This is a genomic window from Saccharothrix hoggarensis, from assembly GCF_052936025.1.
This window is the reverse complement of sequence record NZ_CP193624.1, coordinates 1,006,817-1,022,245: the sequence shown is the minus strand read 5'-3', so window position 1 is coordinate 1,022,245 and position 15,429 is coordinate 1,006,817. Positions and strand designations below refer to the sequence as shown.

The following is a 15,429-nucleotide window of genomic DNA, read 5'->3' as shown; positions in this document are numbered from 1 at the left end:
GCCGCACACCGCAGCGGCGTACAACCACGCCCCCACCGCAGCAGAGGAGTCGACGAGGGTGTTCAAGAATCCCGACGAGGTCCTGAAGTACATCTCCGACGAGGGCGTTAAGTTCATCGACGTCCGCTTCAGCGACCTGCCCGGCGTGATGCAGCACTTCACGCTCCCCGCCTCCGCGTTCGACGCCGACGCCATCGCCGAGGGCCTCGCGTTCGACGGCTCGTCCGTCCGCGGCTTCCAGTCGATCCACGAGTCGGACATGCTGCTGCTGCCCGACCTGTACACCGCTCGCCTCGACCCGTTCCGGATCGAGAAGACGCTGATCGTCAACTTCTTCGTGCACGACCCGTTCACGCGTGAGGCGTACAGCCGCGACCCGCGCAACATCGCGCGCAAGGCCGAGCAGTACATCACCGAGTCGGGCATCGCGGACACCGCGTACTTCGGCGCCGAGGCCGAGTTCTACATCTTCGACTCGATCCGCTTCGACACCACGGCGAACGCCTCGTTCCACGAGATCGACGCCATCTCCGGCGCCTGGAACACCGGCCGTGACGAAGAGGGCGGCAACCGCGGCTACAAGGTCAAGTACAAGGGCGGCTACTTCCCCGTCACGCCGACCGACCACTACGCCGACCTGCGCGACAAGATGGTCCTGAACATGCAGGCCCAGGGCTTCACCGTCGAGCGCGCGCACCACGAGGTCGGCACCGGCGGCCAGGCCGAGATCAACTACAAGTTCAACACGCTGCTGCACGCCGCGGACGACCTGATGCTGTTCAAGTACATCATCAAGAACACCGCGTGGCAGGCCGGCAAGACCGTCACGTTCATGCCGAAGCCGCTGTTCGGCGACAACGGCTCGGGCATGCACACCCACCAGTCGCTGTGGAAGGACGGCCAGCCGCTGTTCCACGACGAGTCCGGTTACGCGGGCCTGTCGGACACGGCGCGCCACTACATCGGCGGCATCCTGCACCACGCGCCGTCGCTGCTGGCGTTCACCAACCCGACGGTGAACTCCTACCACCGCCTGGTGCCGGGCTACGAGGCCCCGGTGTCGCTGGTCTACTCCCAGCGCAACCGCTCGGCGTGCGTGCGCATCCCGATCACCGGCAACAACCCGAAGGCCAAGCGCATCGAGTTCCGCTGCCCCGACTCGTCGGGCAACCCGTACCTGGCGTTCTCCGCCATGGTGATGGCGGGCCTCGACGGCGTGAAGAACAAGATCGAGCCGCCGGCCCCGATCGACAAGGACCTCTACGAGCTTCCGCCCGAGGAGGCCCGCGACGTCAAGCAGGTGCCGGCGTCCCTGGACGCGGTGCTGGACAGCCTCGAGGCGGACCACGAGTTCCTGCTCGAGGGCGGCGTCTTCACGCCGGACGTCATCGACACCTGGATCACGTTCAAGCGGGAGGAAGAGATCAACCCGCTGCGCCTCCGCCCGAACCCGTACGAGTTCGCGCTGTACTACGACGTGTGATCGGCGCGGGGCTCTGGCCAGCAGTTCCACCGGTTGAAGCCCCACCCAGGCCGCCTCCAGGCCGTGTGAGCTGGAGAGGCCGTCAGATCCTCCACAGGCCGAAGGCCGGGTGACTACCACAGTCACCCGGCCTTCGGCTTTCGCATCTCTCACACAGCGCACCAGCGGCAGGCCTTCTATGGTCCTGTCATGGTTGACGTTTGGACCGCACTGATCTCGGGCGGTACCGCTCTTGGCGGTGTCTTGATAGCCAATATCTGGCAGGGCCACCGAGAGGACAAACGATGGAAACGGGAAGACCGGTACCGCTTCGTCGAGCACAAGCGAGAACTTTACGCGGACTTCCTCGGTCGACTTGACGAGTGGATACGAGAGATTCAACCAGCCAGTGTCTCCCGACTGATTGGGGTCGATCCAACAAAAGATTGGATCCACACTATCGGCGATAACAAGCGAAAAGAAGTCGCTCTTGCCCAGGATCGACTCCGACTTATCTCGGACACTGTATGGAAGGCAACTAATCCCGTCACCCAAAAGCTTGACCACATCACTTCCCAAATTCACGAAACCGGCCGCGAACCAGATGCGAAAGAATGGTCAGCCGAGACGACACATCGAAATAATTTGATCAAGGTGATGAAAAAGGATCTTGGAGTCGTTGAAGACAGTTGACCGTTATGCAATGCAGCCGAACACCGCATCGACCGCCGCCAGCGTCCGCTCGTGGCTGGCAGGCATCAGGTGCGTATAGACCCGCAGGGTGAAGGCCGGGTCCGCATGGCCCAGATATTCAGCGAGTGCCCTGATGCTTACGCCTGCCTCCAGGAGCGACGAGGCGTAGAAGTGCCTCAGCGCGTGGAAGCCCTCGGCACGGCCCGGCGTCTCGACCCCGGCATCTCTCAGCGCCGGCTTCCAGACATAGTGGTTGAACGAGTGCCGGTGGAGCTGCTTCGACTCGCGCGTATATATAAGGAGCGGCACCGTCACGAGCTTGCCGTCAGGGGAGCCCCACGGGAGCGTGACCGGCAGCGGCTCGAACTTGTCCGTGTGCGCCTTGATCGCATCCGCCACGCTCTTGGCCAATGGCACATCGCGGGTCTTACCGTGTTTCGGTGGACCGAAAATCATCTTGCCGCGCACGATCTTGACCTGCCGTAGCACGTGAATGACTCCCTCCGACTCGTCCACGTCATCCGGCGAGAACCCGAATACCTCACCCTGTCGGAGACCGCACCCAGCGCCGAGGTTGACGCCGACCCGGTACCGCGCACCCAACTTCTCCCGGACCGCGTGAACGCGCTTCTCCGACCACGGAACGATCTTCGGATACTCTCCCCGCGGCTTGATAACGGACTTTCCGTTGCACGGGTTCTTGCGCAACCGCTCGTCATCAATCGCCGCCGTAAAGATTGCCGAAACGTTGGCGAAGATGCTGCGCCGGTAAGTCTCGGCCAAGCCCTTCTGCTGGAGCTTGCGCTCCCACGCTTGGACGGTGGACGGCTGAATGAGCCGCAGCTCCGTGTCACCGAAGTACGGGTACACGTGGAGCTTGAGCCGGAGTTCCACCCCCTCACGCGTGAATGTACGCGCGTCGATCCAGTGCTTCTCCGCGTAGTCGCGGAACGTGATCTTCCCCGCGTCGGGGTCGAGATACGTACCCTTGTTCTTGTCGTTCTCCATCTCGTGCAAGAAGGCGTCAGCCGCACCCTTCTGCCGGTCCGGGAACATCTTCGAGCGCTCCCGACCATCCGGGCCGGGGAAACGGACCTTGTACCGCATTCCCTTCCCAAACTGCGGAGTCTTCTCCCGCTTGCCGTCTCGAACGGTCCACCAGCGGTCTTGCACGTGACCCATGACAGACTTCTCCTGTGTGCCGAATTGCCGAAAGTTTTATGCCGCGTTCTGGCCGAGGCCGTTGAACCACTCACGCACCTTTTCCGGGTCCCACCGCAGGTGCTTGCCGACCTTGCGAGCCGGAGGCCCGTAGTTCTTGCTGCGCCAGCCACGAATGGTGTGCACCGGTACGCCGAGGAAGGCTGAGAGATCGTCAACGCCCCACAGCCGGTCGAACTCGTTCCCGCTCATTGCCGTCCCCCTCCCCACGTCTCAGGCCGCTTGTGGAACTGCCGAAAGATCGGGCGGTGCACCGCTGGCCGCCAGCAAGGCCCGGTCATACTCGGCCTTCCAGGTCACGCGCTGGGCTATGGCGTGCATGAGCTGGTGCGCGCGTGGTGGCACGTTGGGGTCACCGGGCCGGACCTTGTGCCAGACGAGCTGTGACGTGTCGGGTTCCGGCTTCTCGATGCCCACGGCCTTCAGCGCCTCGATGACGAACCGCTTCCGGTCGGCCCGGTGATCGGCCAGCGTCTTGCCCGACCACTTCCGCGACACCAGCACCCGGCGACCAGGCAGACCGAGCGTGGTCCGCCGATGCGCCCGCCCCTTGCAGTGACCCGGAGTGGTCCGAGAGCTAACGCCGCGCGGCTGCACGCCGTAGAGCAGCCACACCGGGCAACGGTCAGAGCACGGCGTCACGGCCAGCTCGTCAGCCACGCGGTCAGCGTGCCGCCGTTGCCGGTCGGTGGTCTGCTCGACCACTTCACCGATGGACTTGGTGAGGTACTTGGTCAGGTAGCCGATGTGGCGTCCGGCCTCTCCCGAGCCGCCGAGGATGCCCTTGGAGTGCACCTGGCGGCCGAAGGTCACCACGTGCGCCGGTTCCTCAACCGCCTCGACCGCATCCGCCCAGGCCGTCAACGGCTGCCGGGTGTCCGGGTCGACGAACGCTTCCGCCCGTGCGTCCCAGACCGGCAGGTGGTCACCGCTGTAGACGCGTTCGTCGTGGTTGGGCCACCAGACCTGGTGGTAGGTGGCCGCCGTGACGAGCCGGATGGTCTCGTGCGGGATCGAACCGCGGACTGCCGCATGAAGGTGCGGCGCCGCTCGCTTCTGCGGCTCGACCGTGGCGAAGTACTGCACATCCCAGCCGACGACCCGGCGCAGGTTCTGCCACCACCGGTCGACCAGCGAGGCGAAGTGCACCGCGTCCCGAGCCGCCCGCCGGTAGTCGTACGAGTCCGGATCGACCGGAGTCCCGTCATCCCGCACCCGCCCATAGGTGTCGAGCGTGAGCGTGACGAACATCGAGGGCCGGAACCCTCCCGCGTACTCCCGGCCCACGGTCCGCTTCTCCACCCGCCGCCGAGGCAGGTTCGGCGCATCCTGCCGACGCCTGGTCGACCGCTTCACGGGCCGCCTGCCCGGCACGTCGGGCGAGGGGAAGCGACCCCGGACGCCGAGTTGCCGAAGTTCCTCGTCGACCGAGTGGATCTCCTCCCGCAGCTCGTCCGCATCACCTGCTGCCCCAACCTCAACCGCCTCCCGGTACGCCTTGACCAGGTCGGCCCGAAACGTCAGCAGCTCCTTCTGATCCTTGGTTGGTGGGTCAGGGGTGAAGTCGGGTTCCTCGGCCATGTGCCAGCCCTCACGGCACTGGGCCATCCGCAACGCCTTGGCCTTCTTCGCACACGGCGCACAGACGCTCTCCACCGTCGACCCGCACGGCACGGCGACGTAGCGAATCTCGTAGGTGGCCCGGTCCTCGACTTCCATCGTGAACGGCCGCACGCACACGCCGTGCTGCTCCGCCGCAGCTTTCGCCACGTCCAGCGCCATCGGCTGACGCATCCGCTCAGCCCGCGTACCAGTCGTCACGCCGCTACCTCCTCGGCACCGTCCGGCTTGGTCGGGAACGGCCGCACCTCGGCAGGCCGGAAGTAGTCGCGCAGCGTCGCCAGGTCCGCATCGGTGACGTTGAACGCCCGAGCGCGCTCCGGCTCCCGCTGCCCGTCCTGCTTGACCCAGGCGACACCGGGCGTGTTCTCGCTGATCTCGTGAGCCGCCGCCCCACGCTGGCGGACACCGTCGCCAAGCACCATGTCCACCTGTTGCGGCTCATCGAGCCGCAGGGCAACGCGGGTGCTGAACAGGTGCCGGAAGGAGACGACCTCCTTACGCGGGTCCTGTACCAAGCCGACGAGCACGTACCCCGGAGCCCGCCCCTGGGAGGCGATCGTCTGCACAGCTCGTGCCGCACGCTCCCGGAGCTGCTTGTCCGCCTGATAGGCGATCACGTCCGCCAGCTCGTCCACGATGAGCACGGTCAACGGCTCACCGGTGTCCCGAGCCCACAGCCGCCGGATGCCCCGGTATCGCGCCGCCCGTTCCTTCACCTCAGCGGCGATCTCCTCCAGCAGCTCGACCGCGTCAGCGCCGCTGCCGAACACCAAGCGGTCGAAGGCGTCGGGCACCTGGCCCAGCTCCATGCCGCCCTTCGGGTCGATCCCGACCAGGCGCACCAGGCCCGCCCGAACCGCCGGCGCAAGCTGCCACACGATCGACCACAACACCGAGCCCTTACCGGCACCGGGCACGCCGACCACGAGGAGCTGAGACCCCAGCAGTCGCACCCGCCACGGCTTGCCCGTCTCCGTCCGCCCGACAACCACCCGCTTGAAGTCGACGTCGGCCGAGCCTTCCAACGCAGGAACGGGCACCGGCCGCACGAGCGGGTCAGCGTGCACGAAGTCCAGTTCGAGCAGCCGAGGCCGCAGCACCCGGACCCGGCACGACCGAGCGCCGAACGAGTGCGCCAGGTTGTCACGCCGCAGCTCCCACGCCTCGGGCGACTGGGCCGGGATCATCCGCACCCGTACCCGGTCCCGCCATCCCTCCGACCGGACGCGCCGCAGCTTGGGCCGGTACTCACGGCCACGGTCGCGCTTGGCCAGGTCCGACAGCCGCATCACCGAACGCCACTTCGGGACGTAGACCGTCGCCCGCCGCCACTCGGTCACCAGCCGGTACCAGCCATGCCGCAGAAACGACCCACGATCCAGGCCAGCCCAGACCAGCAAAGCCGCTACCAGCGACAACAGAGCCAGCACCAGCGGCGAGAGCCCGAACCGCCACCAGCACCAGGCCGCCGACACGGGCACCAGCGTCACGACCGGGTACCGGACCACGACGACCACCAGGCGCACGACGCCGACCAACACCAACCACACCAGCGCCACCAAGGCCGCGATCCACTTGGCCTTGCCCGGCACCAACACCCACCACGGCACCCGAGGCCGCACACCCTCGAACGGAGCCGGATCCACCCACTTGGCGCCGTTCACAGCACACCGCCGACAGCACCGAAGATGAGCGGCAACCACCCCATGCAGGCGCAGCAGTCGAGCTGATTCGGGGCGTAGACACCGAACCGCTTGCACGACCGGCACCGCCGGCCGTTGGGCAACTTCCACAGACCGGTGGGGCGTCGACTTGACGTGCGCCCCCTGAAGACCGATACCCTTGACATGACCGAAACCCCCTTGTGTCGCAACAAAAGCGCACGAGATACCCGGTCGGTGTGTCGTCGGGAAACAGCCTCAGCCCGCCAAGACTTGAATCTGTTTCCCGCGACCCACACCAACCGGCACGAATCGTTCAGTTGTCACGCGACGCGCTGTCAGCCGGACGCGATCAGCCGTCCTCCACGACCTCGAACAGGTCCGCGAAGCTCATCGTCTTGAACGCGCTCAGCGCACCGGCGATGAACACCGGACCAGGCCGCAGCTCATCGGCCAGGACCTTGCCCACCGTCGAACGGTGAACCCCCAGCGCGTCCGCGATCTCGTAATCGGACTCCAGGCCCGCGACGCGCGTCGCCAGGTCGAACCGGTCCACCCGGAGCCGCACGGTGTACCGAACTCCACCGCCGACACGCGACCGCCTACGCCGACGCCTCACCGGTCGGCTCCGCGATCCCCGGCACGTCCGGCATCGATGGCTTCACCCTTCTCCCGCTCGCGCTTGGCCCAGTACAGCGCCTCGTGGTGGTGCCCTCGGTCGATCTCCGCGACCCGCGCGTACACGTCGGCCGACCGCAGGAAGAACGTCCGCCGCACAGCCGGGTCCGCGTCGGGTGCCGGCATCACCCTGACCAGCGCCTCATGCGCGTATTTCAACGACGTGACGGCCCGCGCCGCTCGCCACAGTCCCTCATCCGAAGCCCGCTTCGCCTTGCTCATGTCCCGTCCTCGTCCGGGTTGACACGGGCGTGCTCGATCCGCGCCCGACGATCGAATTCCTCGGCGGCGACGGCGCAGGCGTGACGAGCCCACAAGGGCACGCCCAGATCAGCGGCCAAGATCCGCCACGCCCGCGCCACCGCCAAGTAGCTGTCAGCCAGCCGAAGCACCGTCGTCGGGTCGTCCACAGTGGATGCCGCGAACAGTGCTTCGGTCTGCTCCGCGTACGCGAGGTTCCACCGGGCGACCGCCTCACGAGACGACCGCACCACCTCACGCCGCCTTCTGCTCGCCCTGCGGCTTCTCCGCACGCTTCGGAGCAGCACCCACCTGCGGCGACACGATGCCCGTAGCCCGGATCGTGAACCCCTGGTACTTGTACCGATCCCCCATCACCCGCGGCTCGACCGTCAGGCCCTCGAACGCCACCGGCCGCACCTCGACACCGGGCATCACCTGCACGGCCTGCGGCGGCACCGGCTGCACGTCAGCCAGGATCGTCACCGTCACCGACGCGTCCCGCTCCTTCTCGGCGGACGGGTCCGTGACCACGACCTTCCACTGCCGCTTGCCCGTGCGCTCGTCCACACGCTGCTTGGCCTGCCGACCGCGCCCCTTGTCCTCCGCGCTCATGTACTCCATGTCCGGCGCGACCTCACCGACCATCAACGCCCCCTGGGGAAACACTTGGTCGAACGCCGCCTCGAACCGAGTCCCGTACGGAACCGCCACCAGCCACCTCCGTCACCTTGCCAGCCTGCCTATGCGAGCTAGCCATGTCACGAGAGTAAGACAGCTTGGCTAGCCAAGTCAAGCATGAAGCGAACATCAACCGATCGAGCTAGCTCTCTAGGCGGTCTAGCCAAGTGCGAACTGACACTGCGAACATGTGCGGACTGACAACTTGGGACGAGCTTTGCGGCACTTTGCGTCCCGCTTCACACTGGACGACACCAGACGAGGAGTCATGGCACTCGACCCGGATGACCCCCGACCGCCGTACGTGCAGGTCGCGAACGCACTCCGCGCCGCCATCCTGACCAAGGTCTTCAAGGCGGGCGACAAGCTGCCGTCACGCGCTGAGCTGGCGAAGAAGTACGACGTCGCACCGATGACCGTGCAGAGCGCCCTACGCGAGCTGCGCGACGAAGGCCTGATCGTCTCCCGACAGGGCAGCGGCGTGTTCGTCCGAGAGCGCACCGAGCGTCCGGTCGGCCTGCGCCCGCACATCGAGCAGGCGTTCACGTCCGACCGCGTGACGATCGACTTCGCCGGGTTCTCCGGCGAGACCCTCCACGGCATCCTTCAGGAGCCGCTGGACAAGATCCGCATCGGCCGACTCACCCCCGAGACGATCCACGTCCGCATCCTGGTCCCGGATCCCACTGTCCCGTGGTCCGTGCCGTGCACCGTCGAAGACCGAGCCGACAGCCCAGCCTTCCGCGAACGCGCCGCCGAGATCATGCGCCGCCACACCCTCGCCATCGTGGACAACGTGACCGAGCTGGGTGAACTCGGCCTGGTGAAGGACGCCACCGCAGAGGTCCGCGTCCACCCAGCGGCGCCACTCTTCAAGCTCTACCTGATCAACAACGACGAAGCCTTCTTCGGCTTCTACCCGGTCCGTGAGCACGTCCTGTCGCTGGACGGACAGCCTCAGGCGATCTACGACCTGATGGGCAAGGACGCCATCCTCTTCCACCACAGCACCATCGACGACGACACCAGCACCGGCAGCCAGTACGTCGAGCAGGCCCGCACCTGGTTCGACAGCCTGTGGAACACCATCGCCACGGAGTACAAGCGGTGACGACCGAGCCGGTATCGGTGGACCAGCCAGAGGTTCTACGAGCCATCCTGACGACCACCGATGCCCTGTTCCTCGACTTCGACGGCCCTATCTGCTCGATCTTTGCGAACCTCCCCGCGCACTACGTCGCCAGTCAGCTCCGCAAAGTTCTAACGGACGGCGGACATCAGGGGTTGCCTGCCGAGATCGAGAAGACCGAAGACCCGTTCGACGTATTCAGCTACGCCGCCACCCTCGGCACCGACGAGGCCCGCTACGTCGAAGCCGCACTACGCGCTCACGAGGTCGAGGCCGTCACCACCGCCGAGCCGACACGAGGGGTACACGACCTCATGGACGCTTGGCACGCGACAGGCCGCAAGCTCGCAGTCGTCAGCAACAACTCGCATACAGCCGTCAACGCTTACCTTCACTTGCACGATCTCGTGCACCTGGTGCACACCGTGTCCGCCCGTACAGAACCCGATCCCGCGACCTTGAAACCGAGCCCGCGGCTACTCGACCAGGCCGCCGAGGCCCTTACGGTTCCGCCGCCGAAGTGCACTTTGGTCGGTGACTCACTCACCGACCTACGTGCCGCCAACACCGTCCGAGCCCGTTCGATCGGCTACGCCAACAAGCCCGGCAAAGCCGAACGGTTCGCGACCGAACGTCCCAGCGCCATCACCACCAGCATGGCAACACTCGACCGCATCGTGCGTTCCTGGTAGCTCTGCCGAATCTGGCTCTATGGGATCAAGGCGCGCCGCCTGCGGCGACGCGCGGCCAGTCCTGCCTCACGTTCGCACCGACTCCCCGCATCCCGGCACGCCGGGCTCCCGCTGCGCTCCGCCCGTCGGCCGTGCGCGGAGTCGGTGCACATGGCCGGGAAGGCGGCGCGTCACACAGACCCGAACTGTCACCAAGCCACTTCCAGCCACCTGGGTCGGGACGATCGCGCGGTCACACGGCTGCCAGCGCTGGGCACGGCGATCGACTGCCGCGACGGCTCCGCCGCCTTGCCAACGAGGAGTATCGACCCAAGCTCGTAGGCGTCGACTCGTTTGCTGCAATCCATAGTCGCCCTCGTCTAGACCGTAGCAGCGTCTCTGATCAAATCGTCCACATGACTCGACAGCGCTGCACTCAGCACAGTAGCCAGAGCCTCGACGAATCGCACGTTTTCCGTCAGATCACCCCTCACCAAATGTGCCGACTGTGCGCTGTGGGCAACCTGATTTCGGGACACAATAAGCGCATTTAGTTTATCGGAACAAAATGTTCCGGAAACTGGGGTTCCCCAGACTTTCTCGAAGTCCGGATGAACATGTCTGAATATTTCTTTGCGTCCGACTGTCTTGAACATACGCTTAACACACTCGGAGTCAGGATTACTTTCCGTCGAGGAAAGCGCACGAGGGTTGAAGGCGCCAGCCGATATCACTCGTGTTACGGCAAGAACAGTCGGCAACCGGTCCTTCTTCTCCGTTCCTCGAGTACTGTGGTCGCCCTTCATCGCGAGTTCTAGGGAGGCGAAAATCGCACCCGCATGAAGGTCATCAGAGTAACTCGATAGAGGAATACCGGACTTCACTATGCGGTCAAGTTGCTCTTCGAAACATGACCTAAGGAAAGCTTCGAAGCTCGCAACTGTGAGCACCGTTGCGGCACCTCTGAGTCCAGAAACAGCGGCCAATTCACTTGGCCCAGGAGGATCTGAATAACCCGCTTCTAGTCTAACGATCTCGCGGACTTGGTCCAGCGACGTCGCCAGGTCGGAAAGTGCACTCACGCCCACCTACTTCCCGAGGACTCCAGCGATCATATTCTTTACAGCTTTGATCCTGTCTCGGAAGTAGGTTGGAGTGTTCGTTGCAGAGTCAACAGACTTCCGGAAATCACTATCCGTGAACAATTCTTGCAGACCGGAAATCAGTGCCGCCTGGTTGTCCGCTAGTTGACGTTCGTCAAAATCCATGACTGCGAAGATCTCAGCATCGAAAGCTGCCGCCAATACTTGGCGACGCCAAAAATTTTTCCCCTCGCCCGGTACCCACCGTCGGAATGCGTGCTCACCGAAGGCCGCGACCGCCTTTTTCACCGCAAGCCGAAAGGCTTCCCGGTGCTCCTCCACCTCCGCCTTCAACATTCCGTGATTAAGGGCCATGTACTCATCAAGTCGCCGGCCCATACCGCCAGAAAAGGTGGCCCAATCTTTATGAAAAGTCAGGAACCGCAGAACGAACTCCGCATCGCGCATTTCGCGGTACAGTGACGACTTGGATTTGTCCCTAATACCAAGAGCGCTATGGAACTCGCGCGATTCTGATTCTTCGAGGATCATACTATTCAGCAAACCCGGCCAGGCACTATTCCTGATTTCCTGCGGGTTGAGCTTAATTCCCCCGGTATTCAGTCGCTGGAAGACCTGGTACTTAATATCTGCATCGGATTGACGGAGAATGATTATCGCACGAAGGTTGGCGCGCGTCTCAAGTACGGTCTGAAGCGTACTAGGAAGCCCTTCGAAAGGAAGTCCATTGAACTCTGAGAATACCTCCAATCCTGACAACGAAAACCGGCCGAGAAGGAATTCATTGACAGCAGTGAGGCGTTGCTTACCATCAATTACCGAGTAGTGCCCATACTCATCTTCATTCAGGAAGATTGGTGGAATAGGAACGTTCATTAGAAATGACTCGACGAGCTTCGACTTACGCTGCGTCGTCCAACGATTACGCCTTTGATACTTGGGCGAAAGGTCGATCTGCTTGCTTCGAATCAACTGTGACAAGGTACTGAGATTATAGTCAACCGCGCTCGTCAGAAGATCTCGCTGCTTTTTCTCCCAGAAACCAACCGGGTCGTCCGACGGGTACTGGTCGAGGTCCTCTTCGCTCTCCTCGACATCACGCTCGACTTCCAACTGAAGCTCTTCCTCAGACAAAACTACTCCTGACTCGTCGGGTAAATCCACCGCATGTTACAGCAAGTTCTAGCTCTGACCTAGCCTGGGCAGCCGACTGCGATGCTTTAGCCTTTTTTGGGTCAATAGCAAGTATCAGTCATCTACCACATCGGAAACCTGTTGCGGGTAGATGCGCCACTCGAACGATCAATCATGCTGCACTAGTTGTTGGGCGTGCCGGTCGTTCCAACGTGCGATTAGCGTGCGATTACACCTGGCTAGCCAGGGTCAACAGCGGTCAACTGCGGCTGGGGCGAGAGTTGGTCACGAGCGGTGAGCTGGGGTTGACGCCGCACTTCCAAGCTGGTCATGTGGCCGGTAGTTCGAGCATGATCCGGCCGTCTCCAGGCCGTCAGACGTGAATCAGCGTTGGTCAACGATGGTGAACGTCGAGAAGGAACCGACAGGCCAGGCGTGGTGCGGTAGGGAGAACCGCAGGTAGCCGCGGACCGCTGACAGTCCTACGACGTGTGATCGGCGCGGGGCTGTGAAGCCCCGCCCAGTACCTCCACAGGCCGAAGGCCGGGTGACTGCTCCAGTCACCCGGCCTTCGGCCTTCCACAGCGCTTAAGGGCCGCGGTCGCGGGCGCCGTCGGCGTCAGGTGCGGGTCAGTCTGCGCACGACCGCCAGACCCTCGGGCGTTCCGGGCCAGTGCTCGGCGACCACCTCGGGCCCCGCGGCGCGGATCACCGAGCGCAGCACCCAGCAGGCCACGATGGCGTCGTCCGCGTACCCCAGCACGGGGATGAAGTCGGGAACCAGGTCGAGCGGTAGGGCGAGGTAGGCCAGGAGCAGCCACAGGCGCACGCGGGCGGCTCGGGGGACTCTCGGGTCGCGGGACAGGCGGGCTGCCAGGCGGAGGACGTCGGGCAGCAGCCGGACGGCCAGGCCCAGCGCGGTGCCGCGCGGGCGGACCACGGCCAGGCCCACCAGCAGGACCAGCCACAGGCCGAGGAGCCCGAGGACGACGCCGACGAGGACGTCCACCTACTTGGGGATCGGGATACCGGTGACGGTGACCGCACCGCCGGTGGGCGCGAGCTGGCCGATGATCCCGGCGAACGTGAGCGACAACGTCGTGCTCGACGCGCCGACCTTCTGGTCCAGCTCCACGAACCCGTTGATGCTGGAGTTCTTGGCGATCGTCTCGGGCCACCGGCTGGTCGACAGGGACGCCCGGTAGTCGCGCTTCGCGTCGTCGGCCGCCGAGACGGACGCGACGGGCAGGTCCATCTTCGCGGTGCTGGCGTTTATGGCGGTGACGAACACCTTCAGCCGGCCACCGCGGCTCTCGACCTTGGTGACCTCCACGGTGAGCAGGCCGCGTGCCTGCTTCCACGACCCCGTGACGACCTTGTTCTCCAGCCCGGGTTCGGCGCCGGACTCGCTGGGCGCCGGATCCTCCTCCGTGGAGGACGGGGCGGAGCCCACCACGCCGTCGAGGCCGATGGTGTCGTCGGACGCCGTCGTCCGCGTGGTGGGGGCCGTCGAGGAGGTGTCGCGCAGGGAGACGCTCAACGGGCCGACGCCGACGGTCCCGGCGGTCACGGCCTGGATCACGCCGAGCAGCACGAGCACTCCCAGCACGACCATGCTGATCTTCAGAGCGGCACTGCTCTTCCTGCGGTGGGTCTCGTCGTCCATGACGTCCTTCGTCCGGGCGCACGCGTGCGAACGTGATTATCCCCCATTAGTGTCGACAGTCTCGACATAAGGAACACCAATAGTCAATGCGTACAGGCCCTGTATCGACGGTGCGTAGCCCTCGGGCGACACGCCGTCGACACCAGGGCTGCCCGTCCCCCGATCGAGGTGGGCGGTTAGGGTCGCGCCGTGTCTGATGACGTCGCAACCCCCGCGCAGGTGCTGTCCACCAACATCTTCGACTCCGCCGCCGAGGCCATCGAGGCGATCGCCGCCGCCGACGTGCTCGGTCTCGGTGTCCGGGTGTCGAACCGGCTCGTCCAGGACGAGGAGTCCGACGAGCAGCTCGTCGAGGAGTGGATCGTCGAACTGCTCACCTCCGTCCCGACGGTCGACGACGAGGAGTGAGCAAGCGGAAGCCGAAGGGCCCTCGCGCCGACCTGACGCGAGGGCCCTTCAACCGCAAGACACGCAACACACGCAACACACGCGAGACGCGCGAGGCGCACGCGTAAAGCCGGTAGCGCAGGTCACACGGTCAGCACGATCTTGCCCCGCACGTGCCTGCCTTCGAGCAGCCGGTGCGCGTCGGCGGCCTGAGCGAGCGGGAACGCCTGCTGCACGTGGACCTTCAGCTCCCCCGACCCGGCGTGCTCGGCCAGCCAGTCCAGGTCCGCCCGCACCGGCTTGGCGTACGCGTACTTCCCACCCAGCTCCAGCACATTGGTGTCCACAATGGACACGATGCGCGACGGGTCGCGGACGAGCGCGGGCGAGTCGTTGAGCGCCGCGCCGCCGACGCAGTCGAACGCCACGTCCACCAGCCCGTCACCGCCGACCAGCTCGGCCACGTTGTCCACCAGCGCGTCGCCGTAGGCCACCGGCTCCACGCCGAGCGACCGCAGGAAGTCGTGGTTGCGCGGCGACGCCGTGCCGATGACCCGCGACGCGCCCAGGAGCCGCGCCACCTGCACCGCGAGGTGGCCGACACCGCCCGCGGCGGCGTGCACGAGCACCGTGTCCCCTTCGGACACACCCACCTTCCGCAACGCCTGCACCGAGGTCAGCCCGGTCAGCGCGAGCCCACCCGCCTCCTCGAACGACAACGACGGCGGCTTGTGCGCCAACCCGCGCTCGGTCGCCGCCACCAGCTCCGCGTACGTCCCGTGCTGCACGTGGTCCTTGCGCTGGTACCCGAACACCTCGTCGCCGACCGCGAACCCCTCCACCGCCGGACCGACGGCCCGCACGACTCCGGCGACGTCCCAGCCGGGGATCAGCGGGAAGTGGTGCGGCAGCGCGCTCGCCACGTACCCCATGCGCACCAGGCGGTCCACCGGGTTCACGCCGGCCGCCCGCACTTCGACCAACACCTGGTCGAGGGACATCACCGGGTCCGGCAACTCCCGCAGCACGAGGACGTCGGCGTCTCCGAATTCGTTCTGAGCGATCGCTTTCACGTGCCCC

18 protein-coding genes are annotated in these 15,429 nt (G+C 65.1%); 5 read left to right on the top strand and 13 right to left on the bottom strand.

The genetic code is table 11. The features are described 5' to 3' along the window. Positions 1-58: 58 nt before the first annotated feature. Together glnA and ACRAKH_RS05035 are read left to right on the top strand one after the other, a co-directional pair. On the top strand, positions 59-1,483 hold the full coding sequence (gene glnA / locus ACRAKH_RS05040) for a type I glutamate--ammonia ligase (protein WP_380723514.1): 1,425 nt from the start codon (positions 59-61) through the stop codon (positions 1,481-1,483). 189 nt (positions 1,484-1,672) lie between these two features. Beyond that, on the top strand, positions 1,673-2,155 hold the full coding sequence (locus ACRAKH_RS05035) for a hypothetical protein (RefSeq protein ID WP_380723515.1): 483 nt from the start codon (positions 1,673-1,675) through the stop codon (positions 2,153-2,155). A gap of 3 nt (positions 2,156-2,158) precedes the next feature. Here ACRAKH_RS05035 and ACRAKH_RS05030 read toward each other — a convergent pair whose 3' ends face one another. The 8 genes from ACRAKH_RS05030 to ACRAKH_RS04995 form a co-directional block, all read right to left on the bottom strand. Beyond that, the gene (locus tag ACRAKH_RS05030) at positions 2,159-3,337 is read right to left on the bottom strand and encodes a tyrosine-type recombinase/integrase (protein WP_380723516.1); all 1,179 of its coding nucleotides are present in this window, start codon (positions 3,335-3,337) and stop codon (positions 2,159-2,161) included. A gap of 36 nt (positions 3,338-3,373) precedes the next feature. Next, positions 3,374-3,568 (bottom strand): helix-turn-helix transcriptional regulator, encoded by a 195-nt coding sequence (locus ACRAKH_RS05025; protein ID WP_380723517.1) that lies wholly within the window; start codon positions 3,566-3,568, stop codon positions 3,374-3,376. 21 nt (positions 3,569-3,589) lie between these two features. Next, the gene (locus ACRAKH_RS05020) at positions 3,590-5,158 is read right to left on the bottom strand and encodes a replication initiator (protein ID WP_447009657.1); all 1,569 of its coding nucleotides are present in this window, start codon (positions 5,156-5,158) and stop codon (positions 3,590-3,592) included. Positions 5,159-5,193: 35 nt separating this feature from the next. After that, the gene (locus ACRAKH_RS05015; protein ID WP_447009952.1) at positions 5,194-6,663 is read right to left on the bottom strand and encodes an FtsK/SpoIIIE domain-containing protein; all 1,470 of its coding nucleotides are present in this window, start codon (positions 6,661-6,663) and stop codon (positions 5,194-5,196) included. A gap of 349 nt (positions 6,664-7,012) precedes the next feature. Further along, positions 7,013-7,228: a transcriptional regulator gene (locus ACRAKH_RS05010; RefSeq protein WP_380723519.1), complete on the bottom strand. Its 216-nt coding sequence runs from the start codon at positions 7,226-7,228 to the stop codon at positions 7,013-7,015. 47 nt (positions 7,229-7,275) lie between these two features. Next, on the bottom strand, positions 7,276-7,560 hold the full coding sequence (locus tag ACRAKH_RS05005) for an AMED_5909 family protein (RefSeq protein ID WP_380723520.1): 285 nt from the start codon (positions 7,558-7,560) through the stop codon (positions 7,276-7,278). After that, a complete protein-coding gene (locus ACRAKH_RS05000; RefSeq protein ID WP_380723521.1) occupies positions 7,557-7,829 on the bottom strand; it encodes a hypothetical protein in 273 nt (90 codons plus the stop codon). Before ACRAKH_RS05000 ends, ACRAKH_RS05005 begins: the two co-directional genes overlap by 4 nt. A 4-nt stretch (positions 7,830-7,833) precedes the next feature. After that, positions 7,834-8,292 carry a hypothetical protein gene (locus ACRAKH_RS04995; protein WP_380723522.1) on the bottom strand — a complete coding sequence of 153 codons (459 nt, stop codon included), beginning with the start codon at positions 8,290-8,292 and terminating at the stop codon, positions 7,834-7,836. A 235-nt stretch (positions 8,293-8,527) separates the two neighbouring features. On the opposite strand from ACRAKH_RS04995, the gene ACRAKH_RS04990 reads away from it, so the two are divergent. Continuing rightward, positions 8,528-9,370: a GntR family transcriptional regulator gene (locus tag ACRAKH_RS04990; protein ID WP_380723523.1), complete on the top strand. Its 843-nt coding sequence runs from the start codon at positions 8,528-8,530 to the stop codon at positions 9,368-9,370. After that, entirely contained in the window at positions 9,367-10,080 is a 714-nt protein-coding gene (locus ACRAKH_RS04985) for an HAD family hydrolase (protein WP_380723524.1), read from the top strand. The genes ACRAKH_RS04990 and ACRAKH_RS04985 overlap by 4 nt, the downstream gene beginning before the upstream one ends. Positions 10,081-10,439: 359 nt before the next feature. On the opposite strand, the gene ACRAKH_RS04980 is transcribed toward ACRAKH_RS04985, so the two are convergent. From ACRAKH_RS04980 to ACRAKH_RS04965, 4 genes are all read right to left on the bottom strand, one after another. Beyond that, a complete protein-coding gene (locus tag ACRAKH_RS04980; protein ID WP_380723525.1) occupies positions 10,440-11,141 on the bottom strand; it encodes a HEPN domain-containing protein in 702 nt (233 codons plus the stop codon). A gap of 6 nt (positions 11,142-11,147) precedes the next feature. Then, positions 11,148-12,296, bottom strand: coding sequence for a DUF262 domain-containing protein (locus tag ACRAKH_RS04975; protein ID WP_380723526.1), 1,149 nt, complete (start codon positions 12,294-12,296; stop codon positions 11,148-11,150). Between the two features lie 619 nt (positions 12,297-12,915). Further along, positions 12,916-13,305, bottom strand: coding sequence for a YkvA family protein (locus ACRAKH_RS04970; RefSeq protein ID WP_380723527.1), 390 nt, complete (start codon positions 13,303-13,305; stop codon positions 12,916-12,918). Beyond that, complete coding sequence (locus ACRAKH_RS04965) at positions 13,306-13,962, bottom strand: hypothetical protein (protein WP_380723528.1); 657 nt, start codon at positions 13,960-13,962, stop codon at positions 13,306-13,308. A gap of 189 nt (positions 13,963-14,151) precedes the next feature. On the opposite strand from ACRAKH_RS04965, the gene ACRAKH_RS04960 reads away from it, so the two are divergent. Then, positions 14,152-14,370 carry a hypothetical protein gene (locus tag ACRAKH_RS04960; protein WP_380723529.1) on the top strand — a complete coding sequence of 73 codons (219 nt, stop codon included), beginning with the start codon at positions 14,152-14,154 and terminating at the stop codon, positions 14,368-14,370. A gap of 122 nt (positions 14,371-14,492) precedes the next feature. Here the strand turns inward: ACRAKH_RS04960 and ACRAKH_RS04955 are convergent, their stop codons facing one another. Beyond that, the gene (locus ACRAKH_RS04955; protein WP_380723530.1) at positions 14,493-15,422 is read right to left on the bottom strand and encodes an NADP-dependent oxidoreductase; all 930 of its coding nucleotides are present in this window, start codon (positions 15,420-15,422) and stop codon (positions 14,493-14,495) included. Positions 15,423-15,429: the final 7 nt, after the last annotated feature.